Raw genomic sequence first — 26,078 nt, 5'->3', positions numbered from 1 at the left:
CCTTCGGTCACGGGTGCCCGAAGGGGAGCCTGTGGCTCGTGTGACCAAAATCACACCGATCAGAAACGCCGTGCTTACCAGCCGGTTAATCAATGTAGAGCCAAGCGATTACCGCGTTTCGGTTGCGGACCACCCCCCGGGACAAGGCAAGCTCATGGTTCGTGAGCCCCGGTCCGCAGTTGAGTGAGCGCCCCCCGAAGGAAGACCTGCCCTCGGCGCGCCGGCCTGCGCGTTTCACCCCGAAGCGGGTCATCATCATCGCCGCCTCCCTGGTGGTCGTCGTCGGCGGAGGCGGCTTCGTCGCCTACCGCGCGATGGAGAACGCCAAGAGGCCGCCCGTGGACCCCTTCACGGCGGAGCAGCTCGGCGCGATCGTCAGCGGCAACCTCTACGTGCCCGACCCCAAGAGCGACGCGCTCAAGAACGCGGCCGAGCAGGCGGCCAAGGCGGACAAGCTGAAGCAGGGCCGTGCCGGTGCGGGCAAGAACGACCTCGACTGGGTCGTGCCCAAGAAGGCGCCGGGCGGCGACGGGTTTCCCTCGATGAACTTCCCGCCGGGCAGCGATCCCTCGCCGGGCAGCAACAAGGCCACCGCCAAGACCATGCTCGCCTCCATGGGCTGGAGCGACCAGTGGGGCTGCCTGGAGCGGCTCTGGACCAAGGAGAGCGGCTGGAACGAGCGGGCGATGAACCGCTACTCCGGCGCGTACGGCATCCCGCAGTCCCTGCCGGGCAGCAAGATGGCCAGCGCGGGCGCCGACTGGCAGACCAATGCCGCGACCCAGATCAAGTGGGGCCTCGGCTATATCAAGGGCCGTTACGGCACGCCCTGCGCCGCCTGGGGCCATTCACAGTCGGTGGGTTGGTATTAGAGGGTCAACTTTCCTTCTCTAATCGGCAAGCCGCCCCGCCGGAAGGGGTATATCCGCGCACCCTGGCCGCATGGGTGTGAAGGTCAGCGTGATCGTCAATGTCCACAATCCGGGTGTCACCGCCAACGCGTGCATCCGTTCGGCCGTGGAGCAGACCATGCCGGCGGCCGAATACCAAGTGATCTTCGTGGACGACGGCTCCACCGACGGGATAGGTGAGCGGCTCGACACCATCGCCGCCGCCCGCCAGAACGTCCGCGTGCTGCACCTGCCGCACACCGGCTCGCCCACGCGCGGGCGCAACGTGGCCCTGGCGGCCGCCACCGGCGACTACGTGTACTTCCTCGACCAGGGCGACCGGCTGGAGAAGGACGCGATCGCCCGCATGTACGAGCGCGCCGTGGAGACCGACGCCGACGTCCTGATCGGCCGCCTGATCCGGGACTTCGGGCCGCCGATGACCGCCTTCGAGCGCGGCACGGCCCGCGCCGACATCCTGCGCGACCGGCTGCTCAGCCTGCTCGTGCCGCAGCAGCTCTACCGCCGCGCCTTCCTGGAGGAGCACGACCTGGGCTTCGCCGTGCCCGGCGGCCGGATGGCCGAGCAGGCGTTCGTGATGCGGGCCTTCCTGCGCGCCAAGGTCATCGCCGTGCTGTCCGAGCACGTCTGCTGCCACCTCGGCGATCGGCGCGGGGACGAGGAGGAGCCGCGGACGATGGTCAAGGAGCTGATCGGGCTCCTCGACGACATCGACACCTACGTCGGCGAGGGCCGCCAGCGCGACCGCATGTACGCCCACTGGTTCCGCTACGCGGTCCTGCGCCCGCTGCTGACCGCCAGGTTCGCCGACTCCTCCGTCGATCGCGGCCTGCACTTCCGGGTGGCGCAGGAGCTCGCGATGGAGCGGTTCCCCGCGCGGCTCGACCGCTATCTCCCGGTCCAGCTCCGCGTGGTGGCCGCGTACGTCCGCATGGGCCGCCTGGACCAGGTCGTGCTCCTGTCGAACTCCTCCAAGCGCGCCGGCCTCCGCGCCGACCTGACCGAAGTGCGCTGGGACGCCCACGTGCTGGTGCTCGGGCTGAACGTGGAGGTCCTGGCGGGCGACGGCACGCCTGACAGGTACCGCACGCAGGGCGAGCGCGTGCACTGGATCCCGCCGCGCGCGCTGGAGACCGGCTCGCTGGACGACAGCGTCACCGACGTCACCGAGGCGGTCGCCCGGGCCCGCGTCGACCTCTACGTGCGCCACTCCGAGACGGGCGCGATCCACTTCCTGCCGATGACGCAGCACGTGGAGACCGTCCCCGACGGCCGCAACAAGATCAGGGTGCAGATCAGGGGCGAGGCCAGGCTCGACGTGACCAAGGCCGCACACGGCGAGCCGCTCAAGCCCGGCCAGTGGGAGGTGCACGTACGCATGTTCGGGGGCGCGAACCAGGCCAGGAGCCGGGTCGGGCGCTCCGACGGCCCGCTCAACTGCCTGGGCGTGCTGGCCCAGCGCCCCAGGGTACGGCTGGTGGTGCCGTGCTGGACCGACCACGGCGAGCTGGGCCTGGCCGTCGAGCCGCGCTCGTTCTCCGAGTCGATCGCACTGGTGTCTCCAGGGGTGGAGATCAAGAAGCTCGACGGGCACGTGTACGTCGTGCTGCCGGTCCCGTACGTGCCGCCGAGCGGCGGCCCGCCCATGGAGCTGGTGCTGCGCAGCACCGGGCGGAGTGGCCGCGAGGTGTGCGCTCCGGCGCTGGTCGAGGCGGGGGTGCCGGGCAAGTTCGCCGGGCAGCTCGTCGCCAAGGTGCCGGTCAAGTGGATGATGCCGACCCCCGACCAGCTCGGCCCCGGCCGGTGGCTGTCGTCGCTGCGGGCGTCGGAGGAGGAGATCGGGCTGAGGTTCGCGCTGGAGATCCGCAGGGGGCGGATCCAGGTCAGGCCCGCCGCCGCCGATCAGCGACGGCGCTCACCCATGGGCCGGGACACCATGCTGCACAGGATCGGCAGGCGGCTGCCCGGCGCGCGTCACCTGGTGCGCCTGGCGCGCGCGGGCAAGCACCGCTACCTCAAGGACTGACCCAGCCCTCCAGCTCCTCGAAGGCGCTCCTGAAGACCGGCAGCATGGGCTTGAGCCGGTCCGGGTAGACGTCGACCAGACTGTCCAGATGGTTGCCGCCTTCGACACGGTAGTAGCGGAACGGGCGGTTGGGGCCGACCATCTTCGCGTACACGTCGGAGTCGCGGGAGATCGGCAGCAGCGTGTCGAGCGTCCCGTGGATGGTGATCAGCGGCTTGGTGATCCGGCCGGTCAGCGCGATCTTGGCAACGGCCGCGTAGGGCCTGCGCTCGTCGTAGTCGTAGTCGGCCGCCGCGCCCTGGTAGGACGGGTCCAGCTCCTTCTGGTAGAGCTGCTGGGTGAGCTCCCAGTAGTACTGCCGGTGGAACGGCCACAGGAACTCCGAGCCCGCCGCGAACCCGGCCGCCCGCACCCCGGCCTCGTCCGGGTACGCCTTCAGCGCGGGCGGCAGGAAGCTCAGCAGGTTGTCGCCCTTGACCCGCCAGAGCGTGCCCTCCCAGTCGACGCCGCCGTCGTAGAGCCGGCCGCGGTTCTCCAGCTGCCATCTGACCAGGTAGCCGCCGTTCGAGATGCCCGCGGCGAACGTGCGCTCCGGCCGCTTGCCGTAGTGCTGCCTGACGACCGCCTTGGCGGCCACCGCGAGCTGCGTGACGCGGTCGTTCCACTCGGCGATGGCGTCACCCGGGCGGCGGCCGTCCTTGTAGAAGTCGACGCCGACGTTGCCCTTGTCGGTGGCGGCGAAGGCGTACCCCTTGGCCAGGACCCAGTCGGAGATCGTGTAGTCGTTGGCGTACTGCTCCCTGTTGCCCGGGGTGCCGCTGACGACGAGGCCGCCGTTCCACTTGTCGGGGAGCCTGATCACGAACTGGGAGTCGTGGTTCCAGCCGTGCGTGGCGTTGGTGGTGGAGGTGTCGGGGAAATAGCCGTCGATCTGGGTGCCCGGCACGCCCGTCGGGTTGACCGTGGCGGCCGAGTGCAGGCCCGCCCAGTCGGCCGGGTCGGTGTGGCCGGTCTTCACCGTGCCCGCGGTGGTCAGGTCGTCCAGCGTGGCCACCACGGCCTGCTCCGCGCCCGGGACCGTGAGCTGCGGGACCGGCGTGAGCAGGCCGGCCACCAAAGTCAGCGCGACGAACATCATGCCTCTCCGAGGTGGTCGGCCAGCAGGCGATGGAACTCTTCCGGGTGCTCCAGGTGCGGGCTGTGGCCGCAGTCGTCGAGCACGACCTCGCGGTACGGCCCGTAACGCTCCAGCACGGCCCGCGTCTGGGCCACCATGGGCTGGGCCGGCGTGCCTGGGGAGCCGGGCACCACGCCGAGCGCGCCCAGGTGGGCCAGGTCGAACAGCGACGTGTCCGAGACGATCACGTCGTCGGCGCCTCTGATCCACAGGACGGGCGGCTTGGGATCGATCTCGTGGAGGTCGTCCAGGCGGAAGTTGGTGGGAGCGATGGCGTTGAGCAGGCCGGTCTTGCCGGGGGCCACGCCGGGCCATTCGGGGGAGGTGGCGGCGTCGCCGGGGTAGTTGGCCTCGCCCACGTGGGTGGTGAGCATCGAGCGTACGTAGAAGTCCTCGTCGGCGACCTCGGGGTGCTTGACGTACGAGGAGCGGAAGACGCTACGGGGTGACGTGGGAGATTCGTCCGACATGTCGCCCGCCTTGAGCCGGGCCACGAAGTCCGGGTTGGCGGCCCCGGCTCCCGCCCCGGTGCCGTCGGGATGCGTGAGGCGGCCGTCCGGGCCCTCCGTGCCGCCGAAGCCGTACGGGGAGATCGGGTTGACCAGGGTGACGCTCCTGACGGCGGCCGGCCGGTCGCGAAGGACCTGCAGGACGATGCCGCCGCCCAGGCTCCAGCCGACCAGGTGCACCCCGTCCAGGTCGAGCGCCTCGACCAGCTCGATCACGTCGTCGGAGTAGTCGCGCAGGCCCCTGGTGGCGTCCACGGGCGCGGGGTCGCTCTCGCCGAACCCGCGCAGGTCCACCGCGAGCGGGCGGTAGCCGTCGGGCAGCGCGGCCATGCTGTCGCGCCAGAAGGCGGACGACGAGACGTTGCCGTGCACGAACAGCACGGGCTCGCCGGTGTCCCTGCCCTCGACGGCCAGGACGTTCTGGGTGAGCCTCGGCGTGGCGATTCTCATTTCGCGTGGACCCTTTCGGCCAGGTCGCGGCCCTGGGTCTCGCGCGCTGCGTAGACGGCGATCAGGGTGAGCACCGCCGCCACACCGAGGTAGGCGGAGATGGGCACGCTGCTGGAGTAGCTCTTCAGCAGCGCGACCGCGATGATCGGGGCGAGCGCGCCGGCCACGATCGCCGAGAGCTGGGCGCCGATGGAGACGCCGGTGTAGCGCATCCTCGTGCCGAAGAGCTCGGAGAAGAAGGCCGCCTGCGGGCCGTACATCATGCCGTGGAAGAGCAGGCCGACGGTGACGGCGAAGGTGATCACCAGGAAGTTGCCGGTGTCCACGAGCGGGAAGAACGCGAAGATCCACACCCCGATCCCGGCGGCGCCCGCCAGGTAGATCGGGCGGCGGCCGATCCGGTCGGACAGCGCGCCCCACATCGGGATCGTGACGAAGTGGATGGCCGAGGCGATCAGCACCGCGTTCAGCACGGTGGAGTTCTCGATCTTCGCTGACTTCGCGTACGTGATGACGAAGACGGTGAGGAGGTAGAACGAGATGTTCTCCGCGAGCCGCGCGCCGATCGCGGTGAGCACGTCCTTGCGGTGGTACCGCCACACCCCCTTGATGGGCGGCGCCTTCTCCGGCGGGGCCTGCTGGAACACCGGCGACTCGGTGATCGTCAGCCGGATCCAGAGCCCGATCAGCACCAGCACGCCCGACAGCAGGAACGGCACCCGCCAGCCCCACGCCAGGAACGCCTCGTCCGACTGCCAGGCGGCCAGGGCGGCCAGGACGCCGGTGGCCAGCAGGTTGCCGCCGGGAGCTCCGGCCTGCGGCCACGAGGCCCAGAAGCCGCGGCGGTCCGTCTCTCCGTGCTCGGAGACGATCAGCACCGCGCCGCCCCACTCGCCGCCGAGCGCGAAGCCCTGCACGAGCCGGAGCGCGGTCAGCAGCAGCGCCGCGGACGGGCCCAGGGTCTCGTACGTCGGCAGGCAGCCGATCAGGAACGTCGCCGCGCCCATCGTCAGCAGGCTGACGACCAGCAGCGTCTTGCGGCCGATCCGGTCGCCGAAGTGGCCGAAGACCAGGCCGCCGAGCGGGCGGGCGACGAATCCGACGGCGTAGGTGAGGAACGCCAGCAGCGTGCCGGTCAGGGGGTCGGACTCGGGGAAGAAGAGCTTGTTGAAGACGAGGGCGGCTGCCGAGCCGTACAGGAAGAAGTCGTACCACTCGATGGTGGTGCCGATCAGGCTCGCGGCGACGATCTTCTTGATGGAAGTGGCCATGCCGGTCACGCTAGGGAGTGACCGGCATCACTCATATGGGGCCGGAGCCCACAGTCTATGGGGTGGATGTGTGGCCGAGCCGGTGCAGGCGGAGCGCGAGCTGGATCTCGAGCGCGCGCTCGGGCTCCAGCCAGCCGTCGCCGAGCAGCTTGCCGATCCGGTCGAGCCGTTGCGTGACGGTGTTGACGTGGATGTGCATGGTCTCGGCCGTACGGGAGGGTGAGCCGCCCGAACCGAAGTAGGCGGCCATCGTGTCGGTGAGCGCGGTGCCCCTGCGGGCGTCGTAGTCGATCACGGCGCCGATCACCCTGCCGACGAAGCCGAGCACGTCGCGGCCGTCGCCGACGAGCAGCCCCACGAACCCCAGCTCGGCCGCGCTCGCGCCGTCACCGGCCCGCCCGAGCGCGATCAGCGCCTCCGCGCACCTGCGCGCCTCCTGGTACGCGCCGGCCACGTCACCGTCGACGGCGGCTTTCGACGCGCCGGCAGTGGCCGGGCTGTGCAGGGACGCGCTCAGCTCGGCGGCCACGTTCTGGGCGGCGCGGCCCGCGTTCTCGCCGGGCAGCAGCAGCACGACCTCGTCGCCCCGCCCCGCCGCCAGCCCGTGCCTCAGCGCGGCCTGCGACGAGGCCCAGAACGCGGCCCGCTCCCGCTGGCCGCCATGCTTGGCGACCACCACGACATGCGGCGCGTGCAGGTCCACGCCCAGCCTCCGCGCCCGGTCGGCCAGCCCGGGGGAGTCGGGCCGGGAGATCAGGTCGTCGAGCAGCTCGCCCCTGACCCGGCCCTCGGCCTCCGCCACGCTCCTGCGGAACAGCAGGAGCAGCGCGCACACCAGCGCCGCCCGCTCCAGGATGCGCTCGTCGGCGTCGTCGCTGCGCAGGATCAGCGTGCACAGCGGCTCGCCGCCGACGTCCACGGACGCGATCAGCAGGTCGCCCCTCCGCACGGTACGTCCCAGCGCCCTGGACGCCTGCGCCGCCTCGAACACGCCCGCGTCCAGCTCGCCCACGTCACCGGTGAGCGGGCGGCCCAGGTCGTCCAGCACGGCCAGCGAGCCGCCGAGCACGTCGGTCACCACCGCCGCCACGTCCTCGATCCCGCCGCCGCGCAGCACCAGCGAGGTCATCCGGTCGTGGGCCAGCGCGCCCCGCTCCACGGCGTCGCCGTGCTCCCTGGCGATCCTGTGGGCCTGGGAGAGCTCCTCCAGCGCGTTCCTGGTTTCCTGCAGCAGCCTGGCGTTGTCGATCGCGACGGCGGCGTGCGCGGCCAGGCTGGCCAGCAGCGACACCTCCTCCTGGTGGAACGGCCGCGCGCTGCGGTTGGCCGCCATCAGCACGCCGATCACCCGCTGGCCCAGCCGCAGCGGCACGCCCAGGATCGCGACCAGGCCCTCCTCCTTGACGGCCTCGTCGATGTGCTCCTTGTGCCGGAAGCGGGAGTCGGCGAAGTAGTCGGCCGTCGAGTACGGCGTGGCCGTCTGCGCCACCAGCCCGCCCAGCCCCGCCCCCATGGCCAGCCGCAGCGCCCGGAACTTGGCCGAGATCGAGCCGTCGGTGACCCGCATGTACGTGTCGCCCTGCTCGGGGTCGTGCAGCGTCATGTAGGCGACGTCGGTGGCCAGGAGCTGCCTGGCCCGGTGCACGATGGCCTCCAGCACGGCGTCGAGGTCGCGCAGCGCGGCCAGGTCGCCGGCCGTGTCGTACAGCGCCGACAGCTCGGCCTCGCGCCTGGCACGCCGCTTGAGCAGCTCGCGCACCTTGAGCGCCTCGACCTTGGCCTGCTCCAGCTCCTCGATCGTCGCCGGGTCCGCCCCGGCCGCCCTGGCCGCGATGATCGGCCCCTCGAACTCGACCGCGGAGGCCTCCCTGGCCAGCAGTTCGAGGAAGTGTGTGCTCACTAGCGCGCCGTCCAACCGCCGTCCACCGGCAGCGACACGCCCGTGATGAACGACCCCGCCGGGCCGCACAGATAGTTGACCAACTCGGCCACCTCCTCCGGCTCGATCAGCCGCTTGACGGCGGCGGGCTGCAGCATGATGCTCCCCACGACCTCGTCCGGCTCGATGCCGTGCACTTTAGCCTGGTCGGCGATCTGCGCCTCGACCAGCCCGGTCCGCACGTACGCGGGGCAGACGCAGGTCGAGGTCACCCCGTGCGGGGCCCCTTCGAGCGCCACGACCTTGGAGAATCCCTCCAGCGCGTGCTTGGCCGTCGTGTAGGCCGACTTGTACGGCGAGGCCCGCAGCCCGTGCACCGACGAGATGTTCACGAACCGGCCCCAGCCCTTGGCGTACATGCCGGGCAGCACCTTGCGCGCGATCAGGAACGGCGCCTCGACCATCACCTTGAGCATCGTCGAGAAGACCTCGGGCGGGAACTCCTCGACCGGCGCGACGTGCTGGAACCCGGCGTTGTTCACCACGATGTCCACCGGCTCGTCCGGCAGCGACGCCACGAAGCCGGGATCGCTCAGATCGGCGACCACGGCGGTGCCGCCGATCTCGGCGGCCACCTTCTCGGCGGGCTCGGCCCGCATGTCGACGACCAGCACCCTGGCCCCCTCGGCGGCCAGGCGCCGGGCGCAGGCCGCCCCGATGCCGCCTCCCGCCCCCGTCACAAGCGCGGTCCGCCCCGTCAGCTCCTTCGCCATATCCCGAACCCTAGGCGGTCGCCGCGCTTCGACGCATGGGTGCGGGCGACATAGATGAGCGCCGTTCTATGTGGATCTACGGAATCTGCTATGTTGAGCGCGTGATCGCGTATTCGTCCCAGTGGTGGCCCGCCTCCTAGGCGGACCTCCTGGCGTATACGCACTACGGCCGCCTCGACGAGGCGGCCGTCGGCATTTCTGTGGCGCCTCCGTCGAGCACTGACGAAAGGGGCGCACCCCATGACGACCTGGCCCGCACTGCTCACCACGCTGCTCGACGGCGTGTCCCTCACCTCACGCCAGGCCCGATGGGCCATGGAGCAGATCATCTCGGGGGCGGCGACGGACGCCCAGATCGCCGCGTTCGCGGTCGCGCTGCGGGCCAAGGGCGAGAGCGTGGCGGAGGTGTCCGGGCTGGCCGACGGCATGCTGTCCAGGTCGGCCGCCATCAGGGTCTCCGGCGATCCCGTCGACCTCGTCGGCACCGGCGGCGACCGCGCCAACACGGTGAACATCTCCACGATGGCCGCCATCGTCGCCGCCGCCGCGGGCGTCAAGGTGGTCAAGCACGGCGGCAGGGCCGCCTCCTCCATGGCGGGCGCGGCAGACGTGCTGGAGGAGCTCGGCGTGGTCGTCGACCTGTCGCCGGCCGCCGTGGTGAGGGTCGCGGACGAGGTCGGCATCACGTTCTGCTTCGCGCCCGCGTTCAACCCCGGGCTGAGACGCACCTCCGGGCCGCGCCGCGAGCTGGGCGTCCCCACGGTCTTCAACTTCCTGGGCCCGCTCACCAACCCCGCGCTGCCGCCCGCCCAGGCGGTCGGCGTCTTCCATCCCGGGATGGCGCCGGTCATCGCGGGCGTGCTGGCCGAGCGCGGCGGCTCCTCACTGGTCTTCAGGGGCGACGACGGGCTCGACGAGCTCACCACCTCGGGCCCCTCCACGGTCTGGGTGGTACGCCGCGGCACCGTGACGCGTACCGGCTTCGACCCGGCCGACCTGTCGATCCCGCGGTCGCGCCCCGAGGACCTGCGCGGCGGCGACGCCCGGCACAACGCGGCCGTGGCGCGGGCGGTGCTCGCCGGGGAGCGGGGGCCGGTGCGCGACGTCGTGCTGCTCAACGCGGCCGCCGCCGTGGTGGCCGGGGAGGGCACGCCGCCCGCGCCCGAACTCACGGCCGCCCTGGGCGCCGCTTGCAAACGGGCCGCGGACGCGGTCGACTCCGGCGCCGCGCTCTCCCTGCTCACCCGCTGGGCCGAGGCCACCCGGGCGCCGGCGTCAGGGTCTCGTCATTGACAGCACGTCGAGCGCGGCGTCCAGCTGCTCCTCGGTCAGGGTGCCGTTGGCCACGTGGCCGCGCTCGATGACGACCTCGCGAATGGTCTTGCGCTCGGCCAGAGCCTGCTTGGCGATCTTCGCGGCCTCCTCGTAGCCGACGTACCTGTTCAGCGGGGTGACGATCGACGGGGACGACTCGGCGTACTCGCGCAGGCGCTCGACGTTGGCCGTGATGCCGGAGACACAGCGGTCGGCGAGCAGCCGCGACACGTTCGCCAGCAGCCTGATCGACTCCAGGATGTTGCGCGCGATGACCGGGAGCTGCACGTTCAGCTCGAAGTTGCCGGACGCGCCGGCGAACGTGATCGCCGCGTCGTTCCCGATGACCTGGGCCGCGACCATGGTCGTGGCCTCGGGGATCACCGGGTTGACCTTGCCGGGCATGATGGACGAGCCGGGCTGCAGATCCGGCAGGTTGATCTCGGCCAGCCCGGCCCTCGGGCCCGAGCCCATCCAGCGGAGGTCGTTGGCGATCTTCGTGAGCGAGACGGCCACCACCTTGAGCTGGCCCGACAGCTCGACGATCGAGTCGCGCGCGCCCTGGGCCTCGAAGTGGTCGCCGGCCTCGACGAACGGGATGCCGGTCGCCTCGCGGAGCTTCGCGATGGCCTCCTGGGCGAAGCCGGGCGGGGTGTTGATGCCGGTGCCCACGGCGGTGCCGCCCAGAGGCAGCTCAAGGACGTGCTCGAGGGCCGCCGAGACCCGTACGACGCCGCGCTCGATCTGGGTGGCGTAGCCGCCGAACTCCTGACCGAGCGTCACCGGGGTCGCGTCCATCAGATGGGTGCGCCCCGACTTCACGACCCCGTCGAACTCGATCGCCTTCTCCCGCAGCGCCGCCGCCAGGTGCTGGAGCGAGGGCAGCAGATGGAACGTCACCTCGGTCGCCGCCGCCACATGGATCGACGTCGGGAAGACGTCGTTGGACGACTGGGAGGCGTTCACGTGGTCGTTCGGGTGCACGGGACGGCCGAGGCGCTCCTCCGCCAGCGTCGCGATCACCTCGTTGGCGTTCATGTTGGACGAGGTGCCGGAGCCGGTCTGGAAGACGTCGATCGGGAAGTGGGCGTCGTGCTCGTTCTCGGCGACGTCGGCGGCGGCCTGGGCGATGGCCTCGGCCAGGTCCTTGTCGATCACGCCCAGCTCGCCGTTCACCTCGGCGGCCACCGCTTTGATCAGGCCGAGCGCGGCGATGTGGGACGGCTCAAGAGGGCGCCCCGAGATCGGGAAGTTCTCCACTGCCCGCTGGGTCTGCGCGCGCCATTTGGCGCCTGCGGGCACGCGTACCTCGCCCATCGAGTCATGTTCGATTCTGAACTCGCTCATGACTTCCAGTCTGGCCCACGGCTGTGCGCTTCCCGAGGCGCGGGTGGCCGGCCCGAGAACTCAGACCGAGAACTCAGGCCGAGAACTCAGGCCGAGAAGAGGGCCACGATGAGGACGGCGATCACCACGGCCGCGACGGCGGCCACGGTCATGAGCACCAGCATGCCGTTGCGGCGGCCGGTGGGCTGCTGCTCCGGGTTGCCCGCGATGGCGAACAGGTCCGTGCCCAGGCCCTTCCCCTGATGCGGGACCTGCGGGGGGACCTGCGGCCGGCCCTGCTGCTGCTGGCCCTGCTGCTGCGGCATGGCAGGCTGCTGGGGAGCGGGCTGGGGCCGGCCTGCCGTCTGTGGGGGCAGCGGATACACCTGCTGGCCGGGCGGCGGCGGGAGCTGGATGCGCTGGGTGGCGACGGCGCCCTCGTCGGTCGGGTGCTGCGGGGGCTGGGGGCGCTCGACAGCCGGGGGGAGCGGTCCCTTGGGTCGCGCGATGCTGATCGTCCGCTCGGGGTCGTACGCCGCCTCAGCGGCACCCTGAGCACCGGCCTGCGGCGCGCCGCCGGACCCCGGCAGCGGGCGGCCGGGCGGAGTGATCCGTGGGGCGGTGGGCGCATTGGGGCCGCTCGGCCCCTGCGGCCCTGACGCGGTCGCCGGAACCGGTCGCTGCCCCGGCCCTTGAGCGCCGGGCCCACCCTGTACGGGGCCGCCCGGACCCACGGGCATCGGCTTACCGGGACGGCCGGGAGCACCCACGGGTGGTCCACCGGGGCCCTGCGCCCCCGGTCCGGCCGGACGTTGGCCCTGACCCCAGGGTTGGCCTGCGGAAGGCTGGGGAGCGGCGGGGCTCTTGGGGGTGGCGAACGAATCGGGCATAGGTCCCTCCTGCGCCATAAGAGCCTCGGCCGTGAGCACCGGCATCTCGCTCGTGGGGGTCTCGGCGAGCATGCGCAGCAGCATCTCCGCCTTGGCAGCGCCGAGCCGCTGCCGGTAGTCCTTGTTCAGCAGCCCGTTCAGCACGGGGCGCAGCTGCCCTGCCTGCGTCGGCGGGTCGGCGCTCTCGGTGAGCAGCGCCGCCAGCGTCTCCGCGATCGTGGCCCGCTCGTAGGCGGGCCGTCCCTCGACGGCGAAGTACAGCGTCGCCCCGAGTGACCAGACGTCGGACTCGGGGCCGGTGTACTCGCCTCTGGCACGTTCCGGTGCCGTGTAGCCGGGCGAGCCGATCACCATGCCCGTCTTCGTCAGCCGCGAGTCGCCCTCCGCCTTGGCGATGCCGAAGTCGGTCAGCACCACGCGCCCGTTCTCGGTGATGAGCACGTTGCCCGGCTTGACGTCGCGGTGGGTGATGCCTTTGGCGTGCGCGGCGCGCAGCGCCCCGAGCAGGTCCACGCCGATCTCCGCCACCAGACGCGGCGGCAGCGGCCCCTCCTCCTCGATCACCTGCTCCAGCGAGCGGGCATGGATGAGCTCCATGATGATCCACGGGCTGTCGTCCTGGATCAGCACGTCGTGGATGGCGGCGACGGAGGGATGGTTGATGCGTGAGGCGACGCGACCCTCACGGACCATGCGTTCACGCAGCTCGGCCCGCTGTTCCTCGGTGAGACCGGGGTCCTGGCGGATTTCCTTGACCGCCACCTCGCGCCCGAGCGCGCGGTCGCGGGCGCGCCACACCGTGCCCATGGTGCCCCGGCCGAGCGGGGCTATGAGCTCGTAGCGCTCCGCGAGCAGGCGTGTCTGCTGTTCCGGCATGAGAAGAAGATATCGATTCTCGCTTGGGAAGTGCTTTAACCTCGCTTGCGAAGTTCTCTTGGCCAGAACCGTCGAGGAAGACACAACTTTATCACCGCCGCTTTGAAACGGGCATAAGCGGACGGTGTCGGCCGCGCTTCAACGCGTTTCCTGTGCACGCCTTCACCGGCTTTACGTTCTTGGCGCGGAGCCGGGACCGACAGCGCTGTCGTAGCGACGTCCGCCCTGTGCAGCCCGCGGTGCGTGGGCCTGCGCGCGAAAGACGGCGGCGTGATGGTCGTGGTGCCCATGCGTACGGACTTGCGCGGCGGCAGGGGCTCCTCGGCCGAGCCGCCCGCGGCCACCCTGGCCAGCATGAGCGAGGCCCGTACGGAGTCGAGCCTGGTCTGGGGGTCGATCCTGAGCAGCGCGTCGAGCACGGGGGCCAGCGGCCCCGCCTTGGTCATCGGGATCGGCTCGCCACTCGTCAGCGCCGCCAGCGCGGCGGCGGCCGTACGGCGGCCGTGCAGGCCCCTGCCCTCGACGGCGGTGTAGAGGGTCGCGCCGAGCGACCACAGATCGCCCGCGGGGCTCGCCTTCGAGCCGAGCAACCGCTCTGGAGCGATGTATCCCGCGGACCCCAGAACGATGCCTACCTGGGTGATGGAAACGTCACCCTCGAGTGCGGCCAGCCCGAAGTCGGTGAGCACCGCGCGGTCCTCGGTCACCAGCACATTGCTCGGCTTGACGTCGCGGTGCAGGATGCCCTTGGCGTGAACGGCACGCAGTGCTCCGAGGATCTGCCGGCCGATCTCGGCGGCCCTGCGCGGATGGAGCGGTCCCTCCTCCTGGATGAGCTGTTCCAGGGACTTGGCCCGGAGCAGCTCCATCACGATCCACGGCCGGTCGTCCTCGGTGACCACGTCGAAGACGGTGATGACCGACGGGTGCGCGACCATCGCGGTCGCCCTGCCCTCGCGCTCGGTGCGCGCGCACAGCTCGGCGCGCAGCTCCTCGTCGAGCACGGTCGGCAGCCGCACCTCCTTGACCGCCACGTCACGGTCGAGCAGCTCGTCATGCGCCCGCCAAACGGTGCCCATGCCGCCGCGTCCGACCGGTTCCACAAGCCGGTAGCGCGCGGCGAGAAGGTAACCAGAGGGCGCACGCATGCCTGGCAGCTTACCTATTTGTGTAAACCGACCAGTAGAGGCACGGCCGATAAATTGTTGCGAACTTAAGTCAACCTGCCTGACTCGTCACGTCAGCAAACCTCTGGGACGCATCCGCCCAGTTCACGGGGGCGCGCAGTTTCTCGACGCGGTCCTGGCTCTTGAAGATAGTACGCGTGTTCCCCCTGGAGGCCCGCCACAGCCCAGAGCCGTCGGCCGGTGACGCTCCGTCGGAGTGGGTCCAGGCCTTCTCTTGGCAATGTCGCGGGGATCGGATTGGTCCGGCCGCGTGTGAGCCCTTACCCGCCGCCCGCGCGGGCTTCCCGCCGAACTTTCCCGGGCGTGTTCGCGCAGCTCGCCGTGGATGTGTGTCGTCCGGCACACATGAGTCGCAGATAAATGTGCATGATGCCTGGGAGGGGCTTTCAGGGGTACGGCAGGCTGGCTGTCAGCCACTTGTAAGGGTGCCGAAAGGGGGGCGAGGCATGGTACAGCCAAGAGAGAGGGCTGGCGTTCTCCCAAGGGTCCGCAAACTGTCGGGCTCGATGGTCAGACTGAGGGTGTACGCCGCGCTTCCACTACTGACGACAGGCTATTGAGGGACGTGATGAAGATGCGCCAGACCCAGGTTCGCCGCCGGCCCAAGAAGTCGACAAGAGCCACGCTGGACCTTCGCACGCCATCGGGGCGCTCGTTGCCCTTTTGAATGCCACGAATCAGGAGCGCAATCTGAGAGGTGCGCGATGTGCTGTCACTACCCCGTATGCCCCAGCGCCGACTCGCCCGACCGTGAGGCGTCGCACGTGATCGCGGCCCACCCGGACCAGGGGTGGAGCCTGCTCTGCAACGGCGTCGTGCTGTTCGAGGACACCGGCCTGCTGCTGCCCGACGGCACCGTGGTGGCGCCGCACCGGGCTCCGGTGGCCGCCTGAGCCCCCACCACTCCCCACCGATCCGACTGCGGGCCTTGGCCGGGGGACAGGGTGTCCGCCCGGCGACGGCCGTTCGTCGGAAGGGCGCTGGTCAGGCGCGGCGGCCGATGGTCAGCGCCGGGCCGGTGCGGTCGGTGAAGAAGTCGTCACCCTTGTCGTCCACCACGATGAACGCGGGGAAGTCCACCACCTCGATCTTCCACACCGCCTCCATCCCCAGCTCCGGATATTCCAGCACCTCGACCTTCTTGATGCAGTCCTGCGCCAGCCGCGCCGCGGGACCGCCGATGGAGCCCAGGTAGAAGCCGCCGTGCTTCTGACAGGCCTCGGTGACCTGCTTGGAGCGGTTGCCCTTGGCCAGCATGACCATCGAGCCGCCCGCCGCCTGGAAGCGCCCCACGTACGAGTCCATCCGCCCGGCCGTCGTCGGCCCGAACGAGCCAGAGGCGTACCCTTCGGGGGTCTTGGCTGGTCCGGCGTAGTAGACGGCGTGGTCCTTGAGGTATTGCGGCATCTCGCCGCCGTTGTCCAGCAGCTCGGCGATCTTGGCGTGGGCGATGTCGCGGGCGACCACGAGGGGGCCGGTGAGCGAGAGGCGGGTCTTGACCGGATATTTCGTCAGCTCGGCGAGAATCTCGGGCATGGGCCGGTTGAGGTCGATCTGTACGACGTCGTCCGAGAGGTGCTCGTCGGTGGTCTCCGGGAGGAAGCGCGCCGGGTCGGTCTCCAGCTTCTCCAGGAAGACGCCCTCAGGCGTGATCTTGGCGAGCGCCTGGCGGTCGGCCGAGCAGGAGACAGCGATGGCCACCGGGCAGGAGGCGCCGTGCCGGGGCAGGCGGATGACGCGTACGTCGTGGCAGAAGTACTTGCCCCCGAACTGCGCCCCGATCCCCAGCTTCTGCGTCAGCTCGAAGACCTTGGCCTCCATCTCCAGGTCGCGGAACCCGTGCCCCGAGGCCGATCCTTCCGTGGGGATCGAGTCGAGGTAGCGGGCGCTGGCGTACTTGGCGGTCTTCAGCGCGAACTCGGCGGAGGTGCCGCCCACGACGACGGCCAGGTGGTACGGCGGGCAGGCCGCGGTGCCCAGCGAGCGGATCTTCTCCTCCAGGAAGGCCATCATGCGCTTCTCGTTGAGCACGGCCTTGGTCTCCTGGTACAGGAACGACTTGTTGGCCGAGCCGCCGCCCTTGGCCATGAACAGCAGTTTGTACTCGTCCGGGTGGCCGTGCGGGTCCTCGGCGTACAGCTCGACCTGGGCGGGCAGGTTGCTGCCGGTGTTCTTCTCCTCCCACATGGTCAGCGGGGCCATCTGCGAGTAACGCAGGTTGAGCTTGGTGTACGCGTCGTACACGCCCCGCGAGATGTGCTCGGCGTCGAGCCCGTCGGTGAGCACGTGGCGCCCGCGCTTGCCCATGACGATCGCGGTGCCGGTGTCCTGGCACATGGGCAGCACGCCGCCGGCGGAGATGGAGGCGTTCTTGAGCAGGTCGAGCGCCACGAACCGGTCGTTGCCGCTGGACTCGGGGTCATCGACGATCTTCCTGAGCTGGGCGAGGTGCGAGGCCCGCAGGAAGTGGGAGATGTCGTGGATGGCCGTCTCGGTCAGCAGGCGCAGCGCCTCCGGCTCGACCTCGAGGAACGTACGCCCGGCCGCCTCGACCTTCCGCACCCCCTCCGATGTGATCAGCCGATACTCGGTCTCATCGGCTCCCAGCGGCAGCAGGTCGGTGTAGTCGAAGTCGCCCATGTCCATCCTTTCGATCCCCCAAGAGATTACGCGCCTCCGGGCGCGGGCACTTCAGAGACCGTTCGCGAGCGCTCCGCGGTCAGGCCCACGAGGATGCCCACGATCACGAGTCCCGCGCCCAGCAGGTCGTACGCGGAGGGCGTCGCCACCCCGAGCACCGCGCCCGTCATGATGGCGCCCACCGGGATGAGCCCCGCGAAGAGCCCGGCGCGGCCGGGGCCCAGCCTGGGCAGCGAGCTGTACCAGAGGAAGAACGCCACGACCGTCACCACCACCGCCAGGTACGCGAACCCCAGCGCCTCCGCCCAGGTCGGCGGCCTGAACATCCCGGCCACCCCGTCATCGGCCAGCCCGATCACGGCCAGCAGAGGCACGGCCAGCGCCGTCGAGTAGGCCGACACCCTGATCGGCCCCAGCTTCGGCAGCAGCGGGATGGCGAGCATGGAGAAGCTCACCTCGCCCACGAGCGCGCCCAGCGCCCACAGCAGCCCGGGAAGGTTGCCGCTGCCGAGCCCGGTGGCCAGCGTCGCCCCGGCCACCACCACGCAGGCCCCGGCCAGCAGCCGGGGCGCCGGGCGGCCGCCGGCCAGCGCGAGGGCCAGCGGCACGGTGCCGAGCACGGTGCCGACCAGGGCGGGCCCGGAGGCGCGCGTCGACTCGACCACGCAGACGTTGAATATCACCAGGCCGAGCAGGGTGAGCCCGCCCAGGCAGAGGGCCTCGCGCAGCGTGAGCCGGACGAACCGCAGGCCGAGCGCTCGCGTGATGAGAAGCAGGATGACCGAAGCCGCGAGATACCGGATCGCCTGGCCGCCGTACAGGGGATAGCCGTCCACGAGTCCGGACACTCCGGCCAGCGTCCCGACGAGGAACATGGCCGAGGCGGCCCCCAAGATGCCGTTTCTCATGCGGAGGATGCTAGGGAGACAATGGCTCTCACAAACAGTCCAATGTCCCGCCAAAAGACAGGACCAATATGGCTGATCTCCATATCCAAATAAATCGTGATGAGGGAGGGATTGCCGGGCAGATCGCCTCCGAGCTGCGCGAGTCCATCAGGGGCGGGCGGCTCACCCCCGGCACCCGCCTTCCCGCGACCCGCGACCTGGCCACCGACCTCCAGGTCTCCAGGGGCGTGGTGGTGGAGGCGTACGAGCAGCTCGTCGCCGAGGGTTTCCTGGTCTCCAAGGTGGGCGTCGGCACCCAGGTCACCCCCAAGGCCACCGCCAGGACCGCCACCCGCCCGAAGGCGTCGCCCCGGCCCGAGCCGGGGCACTCGAATGCCGCTCCCGTGTGCGGGCCGTACTACGGGCATCGCCCCACCTCTCCTGACCTCAGCCACTTCCCCCGCGAGCGCTGGCTCGCCTCCGTCAGGCACGTCCTGACCACCGTCCCCTCGGACGCCCTCGACTACGGAGACCCCGGGGGAGTGCCCGAGCTGCGCGAAGAGCTGGCCGGCTACCTCAGGCGGGTCAGGGCGGCGGACGTGCGCCCGGAGAACCTCGTGATCGTGGGCGGCGTGGCCCAGGGCCTGAGCCTGGTCCTGCACGTGCTGGGCCGGCGGCGCCCGCTCCGGCTGGCCGTCGAGGACCCGACGAGCCACCGCCAGGTGCCGCTGCTCAGGCGGGCGGGCGCGCACCTCGTGCCGGTCCCCGTGGACGAGGAGGGCCTGGACGTGCGGCGGCTGAGCGGCGACGCCGTCGTGGTCACGCCGGCGCACCAGTACCCGACCGGCGTGGTCCTGTCGCCGCCGCGCCGGGCCGCCCTGATGGAGTGGGCGTACGCGGGCGACCGGACGATCCTCGAGGACGACTACGACGCCGAGTTCCGCTTCGACCGCGACCCCGTGGGCTGCCTCCAGGGCCTGGCGCCCGACCGGGTGATCCTCTCGGGCAGCGTGAGCAAGGCGATGGCGCCGGGCCTCCGCCTGGGCTGGGTGGCGGCTCCCCCCGACCTGGCCGAGGCGGTGCGCCGGGCACGAGGCGAGCTGGACCTGGGCTCGCCGGTCATCGAGCAGTACGCGCTGGCGCACTTCCTGCGTACCGGCGGCTACGACAAGCACCTGCGCAGGATGCGCCGGAAGTACCGCCGCCGACGGGACGCCCTGGTCACGGCGCTGGCCGAGGAGCTGCCCGAGGTCCGGGTCAAGGGCATCGACGCGGGCCTGCACGTCTACCTGGAGCTGCCGGACGGCTGGGACGAGCTCAGGACCACGCGCGCCGCCCAGGAGCTCGGCCTGTCGACCGAGCCCGTGGGGCCGATGCGCGAATCGCCGGGGCCCGCGGCCGTGGTGGTGGGGTTCGCCCGGCTGCCGGCGCACAAGGCTGCTGAGGCCGTACGAGGCTTAAAGGTCAGAATGTCAGGACAAAACGTTGACTGAGGGAGAAGACCTCGCTTAGAAAGAAGACCTGATCCCGATTGGAGGCGCCATGCGTGTGGGACTGCTGGGTCTGGGCAGGATCGGAGCCTTTCACGCCGCGACCCTGGCCGCGCATCCGCTGGTGGACGAGCTGATCGTGGCCGATCCCGTGCGTACGTCGCCGTACGGCAGGCCGGGGGACCCCTTCGAGTCGGACGCCGTGGTGATCGCGACCCCGACCGGCACGCACGCCGAGCTCATCATCAGGGCCTGCGAGCGCGGCATACCGGTCTTCTGCGAGAAGCCGGTCGCGAGCACGGTGGCCGAGACCGTCAAGGTGCTGGAGGCGAGCGCGGGCAACCGGGTGCAGATCGGGTTCCAGCGCAGGTTCGACCCCGGTTACGTGGCGGCGGCGCACGCACTGCGCGGCGGGGAGCTGGGGGAGCTGCACCGCGTTCACCTGATCACCGCCGACCCCGCGCCGCCGCCCGCCGAGTACATCGCGACCTCGGGCGGCATCTTCCGCGACTGCCACATCCACGACTTCGACATCCTGCGCTGGGTGACGGGCCACGAGGTGGTCTCGGTCCACGCGACGGGGGCGAACCGCGGTGCGTCGTTCTTCGCCGAGGCGGGCGACGTCGACACCAGCGCCGCGCTCCTCACCCTGGACGACGGCACGCTGGCCACCCTGCAGGGCTCGCGTTACAACGGCGGCGGGTACGACGTGCGCATGGAGCTGGCCGGCACCAGGCGCACCCAGGCCGTCGGCCTCGGCCCGCGCGCCCCGCTGCACTCGACCGAGGGCCTGCCCGCCCCCGGCGAGCCCTGGCCCGACTTCGTCACCCGCTTCGAGGCGGCCTACCGCGACGAGATCGACGCCTTCCTGACCAGCGACAAGAGCCTCTGCACGATCGAGGACGCGCTCGAGGCCCTCTACGTGGCCGAGGCCGCCGACCTGTCGCTGCGTGAGCGCCGTACCGTCGAGGTCGCGGAGGTGCGGCACTGAAGCCCGCTGGAGCGCCGCTCGCGGCCTCCCCGGTGATCGTCGTGCGCCTCGATCGGGGTGTCAGGCGGTGGAGGGGTCGGGGGCCTGGCGCTTGGGCTGGAAGCCTGCCGCGAGGGCGATGATGGCGGAGGCCAGCACCAGGGGCGCGGCGAACGCCACCCGCATGTCCGTGGCGTCCGAGATGCCGCCCACCAGGGCGGCGCCCACGATGAAGCCGACGTAGTTGAAGAGGTTCACCCGGGCGATGGCCACCCCGGTCCCCGCCGGGTCGAGCTTGCCCGCCGCCGAGAACGACTGCGGCGCCACCACGGAAAGCCCCACCCCGGTCAGCCCGAAGGCGACGATGGCCAGCGGCTGGTTCGGGGCGAGGACGACGCCGAGGAAGCCCACGGTGGCGATCACGCCGCCGATCCTGACGATGGCGGCGGGGCCGTACCGCCTGACCGCGAGGTCGCCGCCGAGCCGGACGGCCAGCGTGGTCGCCTGGTACGCGACGTACGCCAGCGGGATCACCTGCGCGCTCGCATGGAGCACGTTCTTCATGAACACGGTGTTGAAGTTGGACACCGCGGCGTCGCCGACGTACAGGAAGGCCATGGCCAGGCAGAGCGGGATGATCGGCCGCCACGGGAACCCGCCGGTGGCCGCGTCCGCCGGGGCGTCCTCGACCTTCTCCTCCTCGGGCGTGCACAGGCTGCGCCCGAAAGCGAGAGAGCCCGCCACCGCGAACACCATCGGGATCGACATGATCAACGGGAGCGGGAGGTCGGCGGCCACCGACGCCCATACCGCCCCGATCACGCTGAACGCGCTCCACACGCAGTGGAACCCGTTCAGCACCTGCACGCCGTACCTGCGCTCGACCGCCACGCCCTGCATGTTCATGCCCGCGTCCACCGCGCCCACGCCCAGCCCGAACAGCAGGAGCACCGGCAGCAACAGCGGCACGTTCGGGGCCAGCCCGACGAGCACCACGGCGGCCGCGACCACGGGCTGGGCGATGCGCAGGAGCAGCTTGCTGCCGTACCGGCTGGCGAACGTGCCCGCCGCCACACTGCCGGCCCCCGCGAACACGGGCACGATCAGCAGCAGGAGCGTCAGGGTTCCGTCATCGAGGCCGTGCTTGGTCTGCAGGTTGGCGACCTGGATGAGGAGCGAGGCGAATGACAGGCCCTGTACGGCATAGACGACGTACGTGGCGAGGCGGGCCTGGCGATCACGCAGGGACGGCACTACGGCCTCCTGATCGGGGGGACATCAAACGTGAGGCGGGGTCAGGTTAGCGGCCCGCCACTCCGTTCCGCCACCCACGATCTTGCCCGCCCCCGCCGGGAATCTCCCTTCAGCGCTGGTCTTCCTGAGCGACCTTCGCGGCAGTTTCGAGTTGCCTGGCTGCGGCCCATACGCCGAGCGCGAGGAGGGCGGCCACCTCCGTGACGGCCATGCCGCGCTCCACGAGCCCGAGCGGCATGGCGCGCCACCACGGCAGTCCTTGCCTCGCCCCGATCACCATGACCGTGGCGATGCCCACGACCCACAGCACCGAGCAGATCCCGAGCCCGAACGCCACCAGCGTGGCCCTCGACCGTTCGCGGTGCCGCCAGGGCCTGGCGATGATCACGGCGGCCAGCGGCAGGCTGAGGAAGGCGATGAAGCTGCCCGCCCGGTGGATGCTCCCGTGCAGGCTCGGCCCCACCGCCCAGTCGTTCTTCTCGAACCACGCCGTCATGAACAGCCCCACGCTCCACCCCATGAGCGCGATGGTGCCGAAGATCCCGGCCAGCCGCTTGCGCGCCAGCGACACCCCGATGGCCGCCGACCCGGTCGCGAGCAGCCCCACGGCCAAGCCGAAGATCCATCCGTCGGGGCCGAGGCCGTGCTCGCTGATGGTCCGCCTGAGCGGGTTCATCTCGCCGAAACTGGTCAGCTCCAGGACCACGATCATCGCTATGCCCGCGCCTGCCGCGCCGAGACCCCATCGCGCCGGTTGATGCACGTACACACCTCCCTTTGCCGAGATCAACGGAGAGGGGCGCGCGTAGATTCCGTTCAGGCCGGCCCTGATGATCAAGCCCGGTGATCAGGATCGTCCTCAGGCCTTCAGTCTCCCGCCTCCGTCCACGGTCAGCACGGTCCCGGTCACGAACGAGTTGCGCACCACGTACTCGATCGTGACGGCCACGTCCTCGGGCGTGCCGACGCGTCCGACCGGCAGACTGGCGGCGGTGCCCGCCAGGAACGCGGCCCGCGCCTCGTCCCCCAGCCCCGACCACCAGTCGGTGTCGATCACGCCGGGGGAGACCGCGTTCACCCTGATGGGCGCCAGTTCGACCGCGAGGCCGGGCACCGCGGCCTCGATCGCCCCGTTCACCGCCGCCAGGACGGAGACTCCGGCGAGAGCCGCGCCCGCGGACGCCGCCGTCACGAAGGTGATCGAGCCGCCGGGGCTCAGCGCGGCGAGCGCGGCCTGTGCGGTCAGCAGGTGGGGGACCAGCTTGTTCTGCACCGCGCCGGTGATCGCGTCGCCGGTCAGCGAGCTCAGCGGCCCGGCACCGCCGCGGCCCGTCACGGTGATGATCACATGGTCGACGGTGCCGAGCCTCTCGAACAGCGCCTTCATCGCGCCGCTGTCGCGGGCGTCGATGACCTCTCCGCTCGCCTGGTCGCCGAGCTGCTTCAACGCCGCCTCGAGGCGCTCTTCCGAGCGGCCCGTGACGAACACCTCGGCGCCGCCCGCGGCCAGCCGGGCCGCCGTCCCCAGGCCGATGCCGGACGTGCCGCCGACGATCACTACGCGCATCTCTGCATCCCTCTCAATACGAGACATCATGCCTCGAATATAAACGAGGCATCGTGTCTTGTAAAGTGAGCGGCATGGTTGGCAGACCACGCAGCGAAGCGGCCAGGAGAGCGATCCTCCGGGCGGCGCTCGACCTGTGCGCCCGCGACGGATACCAGAGCGTCACCATGAAGGGCATCGCCGAGGCGGCGGGCAGTGGCAGGCAGACGGTCTACCGCTGGTGGCAGACCAAGGCGCAGGTCCTGCTCGAGAGCCTGACCGACGTCCTGGCCGAGGAGCTTCCCGATCCGCCGGACACGGGGGACGCGGGGGCCGATCTCGTGATGTTCCTGGAGCAGACGTTCACACTGGCGCAGGGGGTCGCGGGGCAGGTGGTCGTGGGGCTGATGGCCGACGCGCAGTCCGATCCCGCCCTGGCCGCCGAGCTGCGGGCGAAGCTCATCGAGCCGCGCCGCACCGCCCTGCGCTCGGTGCTGGCACGCGGCGCCGTACCGGATGACGTGGATCTGGAGCTGGCCGTCGACCTCGTGTTCGGCGCGATGTGGTACCGGCTGCTCAACCGCCACGCCGAGGTGAACGTGGAGTTGGCGGAGGAGATTGCCGGACTTCTGGCGCGAATCCGGTGATGCGGGTCCGTTCGGCGCGAGCGATTCTCGCGGGCGCCGGTTATCGTCGGATGTGTGAACGAACGCGCGGGATCGTGGTTGCCGAAGCTGCAGGAAGTCGGAGAGCGGCTGGCTGAGGAGTTCGTGGCGGCCCGGCGACCACATGCGGCTGACGACGTACCGCCGCCGCACGAGCTCCGCGCGTCCGACGCCGACCGCGAGCGCATCGCCCAGGTGCTCCAGGACGCGCACGCCGACGGCCGGCTCACCCTCGACGAGCTGGAGGAGCGGCTGGGCGTCCTCTACTCCGCGCGCACGCTCGGCCAACTGGCCGAGCTCACCACCGACCTGCTGCCCGCCGACCAGCAGCCGCTCAACCTGGACGGCCGCCCCGTGTCGGCCATCTTCAAGCAGGAGCAGCGCGGAGGGCGCTGGGTCGTGCCGGCCGAGCTGGAGGTGACGGCCATGTTCGGCACCACCAAGCTGGACTTCCGCGACGCGATCCTGCAGAACCGGCAGATCATCATCAACGCCACCCTCGTCTTCGGCGGGCTGGAGATCCACGTGCCGGAGGGGCTCGAGGTGATCCGGGTCGCCAAGGGCAAGACGGTCCGCCTGACCAAGCAGCCGACCGACCCCGGCGCGCCGGTCGTCGAGGTGCGCACGACGAACTTCGTGGGCGACATCAAGGTCAAGGAACCACCCCGCCGCAAGCGCCGCCGCTGACCGGACAGGTCAGCCCGCCGTGACCACGGTGACGGCGGGCTGATCTGCTGGGGCTACTCGATGTGCAGCGCCGTCCAGTGCGATGGGGTCCCTTCGTGAAGCACGTCGCCACAGTTACAGTTGCCGCAGCCTGGGATCATTTCGACGTTCCTCCTCGCCTGGCGTGAGTGGGCCTCGTACCCACAGTGACATGCTCACGGCCTGACGTGCACGGGCGAGTTTGCTACCCCTGCGCGTGGCCGCGTATGACGGCCGTGGTCAGCGAGGCCAGTCCGGTCTTGATGTCGTCGACGGTCATGCCGCGCTCCTCCTGCTGGAACGCAATCAGGCAGGCGCTGACCGGTGCCAGGAGGGCGTCGGCCAGGTAGGGGGCGGTGGCGCGCGGGCAGACCTGGGCGATCAGGGTGGCCAGGTGGAGGTGGTGCACCTGGTACGGCCCGGCGAACCTCTTCGTGCCGCCGCCCTTCTCCAGCAGCATGTAGAGCCCCTGCTGCGCCACGATGCGGTCGACCAGCGCGTACAGGAACGCCTCGATCCGGTCGGCGGCGGGGGCGCCGGGGCCGAGCGGCGGCGGCCCGGACAGGAAGGCGGCCTGGAAGCGCCGCTCCCGCTCGTCGAGCAGCGCGTAGAGGAGTCCTGCCTGGTCGCCGAAGCGGCGGTAGACGGTGCCGACGCCGACGCCCGCGACCCTGGCCACCTCGTCGAGCGAGAGCTCGTCGGCGCCGCGCTCGGCGAGCATCCGGGACGCGACCTCAATGATCTTCTGCCGGTTCCGCGCGGCGTCGGCCCGCTCCGGCTGGGGTTGCCCGACGACGGGCAGCAATCGACGTCCGCACACGGATGGAGCATACCGCTGGAAACCGGAGTGCTCTCCGGTTAAGCTCCGAAGCGGAGGAACCTCCGATTAACCGGGAGTCGAAATGCCCAACGAGTTCAACCAGCAGATCATCGACGAGTTCCGCGCCAACGAGGGGCGGGTCGGCGGCATGTTCGAGGGGGCTCCCCTGGTGCTGCTCACGACCACAGGGGCCAAGAGCGGCAACCCGTCGACCACGCCGATGATGTATCTGGCCGACGGCGACCGCTACATCGTCATCGCCTCGAACGCCGGCCGGGACCATCACCCCGCCTGGTATCACAACCTGCGCGCCACGCCCGAGGCGACGGCGGAGCTGGGGACGGAGACGTTCGAGGTCAAGGCCGTGGTCGTGGAGGGCGCCGAGCGTGACGAGCTCTATGCGCGGATGGCGGAGAAGTGGCCGGGCTTCCGCGAGTACGAGACCAAGACGAGCCGCCTCATCCCCGTGATAGCGCTCTACCGCGCGGCCGCCTGACCTCAAGAGGGGTTCG

The 26,078-nt window shown here is 70.8% G+C and carries 23 protein-coding genes; 9 read left to right on the top strand and 14 right to left on the bottom strand.

Annotated features, from left to right (window positions below; all coding sequences use genetic code 11):
- The first annotated feature begins 179 nt into the window (after positions 1-179).
- Positions 180-872 (top strand): lytic transglycosylase domain-containing protein, encoded by a 693-nt coding sequence (locus AB0J64_RS04415; RefSeq protein WP_364020440.1) that lies wholly within the window; start codon positions 180-182, stop codon positions 870-872.
- Positions 873-942: 70 nt separating this feature from the next.
- Complete coding sequence (locus AB0J64_RS04410) at positions 943-2,937, top strand: glycosyltransferase family 2 protein (RefSeq protein ID WP_364020438.1); 1,995 nt, start codon at positions 943-945, stop codon at positions 2,935-2,937.
- Here the strand turns inward: AB0J64_RS04410 and AB0J64_RS04405 are convergent.
- Genes AB0J64_RS04405 through AB0J64_RS04385 form a run of 5 tightly spaced genes read right to left on the bottom strand, consistent with a single transcriptional unit; the run spans position 2,927 to position 8,996 of the window.
- A complete protein-coding gene (locus AB0J64_RS04405) occupies positions 2,927-4,075 on the bottom strand; it encodes a prolyl oligopeptidase family serine peptidase (protein ID WP_364020435.1) in 1,149 nt (382 codons plus the stop codon). The two genes, AB0J64_RS04410 and AB0J64_RS04405, sit on opposite strands and share 11 nt — an antisense overlap.
- The gene (locus tag AB0J64_RS04400; RefSeq protein WP_364020432.1) at positions 4,072-5,073 is read right to left on the bottom strand and encodes an alpha/beta hydrolase; all 1,002 of its coding nucleotides are present in this window, start codon (positions 5,071-5,073) and stop codon (positions 4,072-4,074) included. The genes AB0J64_RS04405 and AB0J64_RS04400 overlap by 4 nt, the downstream gene beginning before the upstream one ends.
- The gene (locus AB0J64_RS04395) at positions 5,070-6,344 is read right to left on the bottom strand and encodes an MFS transporter (RefSeq protein ID WP_344992786.1); all 1,275 of its coding nucleotides are present in this window, start codon (positions 6,342-6,344) and stop codon (positions 5,070-5,072) included. Before AB0J64_RS04395 ends, AB0J64_RS04400 begins: the two co-directional genes overlap by 4 nt.
- Positions 6,345-6,399: 55 nt before the next feature.
- Positions 6,400-8,244: a GAF domain-containing protein gene (locus tag AB0J64_RS04390; protein WP_364020428.1), complete on the bottom strand. Its 1,845-nt coding sequence runs from the start codon at positions 8,242-8,244 to the stop codon at positions 6,400-6,402.
- A complete protein-coding gene (locus tag AB0J64_RS04385) occupies positions 8,244-8,996 on the bottom strand; it encodes a 3-hydroxybutyrate dehydrogenase (RefSeq protein WP_364020425.1) in 753 nt (250 codons plus the stop codon). The genes AB0J64_RS04390 and AB0J64_RS04385 overlap by 1 nt, the downstream gene beginning before the upstream one ends.
- A gap of 240 nt (positions 8,997-9,236) precedes the next feature.
- On the opposite strand from AB0J64_RS04385, the gene trpD reads away from it, so the two are divergent.
- Positions 9,237-10,289 (top strand): anthranilate phosphoribosyltransferase, encoded by a 1,053-nt coding sequence (trpD, locus tag AB0J64_RS04380; RefSeq protein ID WP_364020422.1) that lies wholly within the window; start codon positions 9,237-9,239, stop codon positions 10,287-10,289.
- On the opposite strand, the gene AB0J64_RS04375 is transcribed toward trpD, so the two are convergent.
- From AB0J64_RS04375 to AB0J64_RS04365, 3 genes are all read right to left on the bottom strand, one after another.
- Positions 10,272-11,657 (bottom strand): class II fumarate hydratase, encoded by a 1,386-nt coding sequence (locus AB0J64_RS04375; RefSeq protein WP_344992775.1) that lies wholly within the window; start codon positions 11,655-11,657, stop codon positions 10,272-10,274. The two genes, trpD and AB0J64_RS04375, sit on opposite strands and share 18 nt — an antisense overlap.
- Positions 11,658-11,743: 86 nt before the next feature.
- Positions 11,744-13,402, bottom strand: coding sequence for a protein kinase (locus AB0J64_RS04370; RefSeq protein ID WP_364020419.1), 1,659 nt, complete (start codon positions 13,400-13,402; stop codon positions 11,744-11,746).
- 35 nt (positions 13,403-13,437) lie between these two features.
- Positions 13,438-14,550 (bottom strand): serine/threonine-protein kinase, encoded by a 1,113-nt coding sequence (locus AB0J64_RS04365; RefSeq protein ID WP_364020416.1) that lies wholly within the window; start codon positions 14,548-14,550, stop codon positions 13,438-13,440.
- Between the two features lie 743 nt (positions 14,551-15,293).
- Between AB0J64_RS04365 and AB0J64_RS04360 the strand changes: the two genes are divergently transcribed.
- On the top strand, positions 15,294-15,482 hold the full coding sequence (locus AB0J64_RS04360; protein WP_344992766.1) for a DUF5999 family protein: 189 nt from the start codon (positions 15,294-15,296) through the stop codon (positions 15,480-15,482).
- 91 nt (positions 15,483-15,573) lie between these two features.
- On the opposite strand, the gene AB0J64_RS04355 is transcribed toward AB0J64_RS04360, so the two are convergent.
- Both AB0J64_RS04355 and AB0J64_RS04350 read right to left on the bottom strand, forming a co-directional pair.
- Positions 15,574-17,229: a fumarate hydratase gene (locus AB0J64_RS04355; RefSeq protein ID WP_364020412.1), complete on the bottom strand. Its 1,656-nt coding sequence runs from the start codon at positions 17,227-17,229 to the stop codon at positions 15,574-15,576.
- A gap of 26 nt (positions 17,230-17,255) precedes the next feature.
- Positions 17,256-18,137, bottom strand: coding sequence for a DMT family transporter (locus AB0J64_RS04350; RefSeq protein WP_364020409.1), 882 nt, complete (start codon positions 18,135-18,137; stop codon positions 17,256-17,258).
- Between the two features lie 68 nt (positions 18,138-18,205).
- Between AB0J64_RS04350 and AB0J64_RS04345 the strand changes: the two genes are divergently transcribed.
- Together AB0J64_RS04345 and AB0J64_RS04340 are read left to right on the top strand one after the other, a co-directional pair.
- Positions 18,206-19,609, top strand: a complete 1,404-nt coding sequence (locus AB0J64_RS04345; protein ID WP_364020406.1) for a PLP-dependent aminotransferase family protein — start codon at positions 18,206-18,208, stop codon at positions 19,607-19,609.
- A gap of 49 nt (positions 19,610-19,658) precedes the next feature.
- Entirely contained in the window at positions 19,659-20,597 is a 939-nt protein-coding gene (locus tag AB0J64_RS04340; RefSeq protein WP_364020403.1) for a Gfo/Idh/MocA family oxidoreductase, read from the top strand.
- A 60-nt stretch (positions 20,598-20,657) separates the two neighbouring features.
- Here the strand turns inward: AB0J64_RS04340 and AB0J64_RS04335 are convergent, their stop codons facing one another.
- From AB0J64_RS04335 to AB0J64_RS04325, 3 genes are all read right to left on the bottom strand, one after another.
- Positions 20,658-21,830, bottom strand: a complete 1,173-nt coding sequence (locus tag AB0J64_RS04335; protein WP_364020400.1) for an MFS transporter — start codon at positions 21,828-21,830, stop codon at positions 20,658-20,660.
- Between the two features lie 109 nt (positions 21,831-21,939).
- Entirely contained in the window at positions 21,940-22,593 is a 654-nt protein-coding gene (locus AB0J64_RS04330; protein WP_364020398.1) for a DUF998 domain-containing protein, read from the bottom strand.
- Between the two features lie 96 nt (positions 22,594-22,689).
- Positions 22,690-23,397, bottom strand: a complete 708-nt coding sequence (locus tag AB0J64_RS04325; protein ID WP_364020395.1) for an SDR family oxidoreductase — start codon at positions 23,395-23,397, stop codon at positions 22,690-22,692.
- A 74-nt stretch (positions 23,398-23,471) separates the two neighbouring features.
- On the opposite strand from AB0J64_RS04325, the gene AB0J64_RS04320 reads away from it, so the two are divergent.
- Both AB0J64_RS04320 and AB0J64_RS04315 read left to right on the top strand, forming a co-directional pair.
- Positions 23,472-24,023, top strand: coding sequence for a TetR/AcrR family transcriptional regulator (locus AB0J64_RS04320; protein ID WP_364020392.1), 552 nt, complete (start codon positions 23,472-23,474; stop codon positions 24,021-24,023).
- A gap of 54 nt (positions 24,024-24,077) precedes the next feature.
- Positions 24,078-24,728, top strand: a complete 651-nt coding sequence (locus AB0J64_RS04315) for a DUF1707 domain-containing protein (RefSeq protein ID WP_364020389.1) — start codon at positions 24,078-24,080, stop codon at positions 24,726-24,728.
- A 223-nt stretch (positions 24,729-24,951) separates the two neighbouring features.
- Here AB0J64_RS04315 and AB0J64_RS04310 read toward each other — a convergent pair whose 3' ends face one another.
- Complete coding sequence (locus AB0J64_RS04310; RefSeq protein WP_364020386.1) at positions 24,952-25,566, bottom strand: TetR/AcrR family transcriptional regulator; 615 nt, start codon at positions 25,564-25,566, stop codon at positions 24,952-24,954.
- Positions 25,567-25,648: 82 nt separating this feature from the next.
- Between AB0J64_RS04310 and AB0J64_RS04305 the strand changes: the two genes are divergently transcribed.
- Entirely contained in the window at positions 25,649-26,062 is a 414-nt protein-coding gene (locus tag AB0J64_RS04305; protein WP_364020383.1) for a nitroreductase family deazaflavin-dependent oxidoreductase, read from the top strand.
- Positions 26,063-26,078 lie beyond the last annotated feature (16 nt).

The organism is Nonomuraea sp. NPDC049695, from assembly GCF_040674955.1.
In the GTDB taxonomy this organism is placed as follows: Bacteria; Actinomycetota; Actinomycetes; order Streptosporangiales; family Streptosporangiaceae; genus Nonomuraea; species Nonomuraea helvata.
The sequence above is the reverse complement of the archived record's forward strand: the minus strand, read 5'-3'. Positions and strand labels throughout refer to the sequence as shown.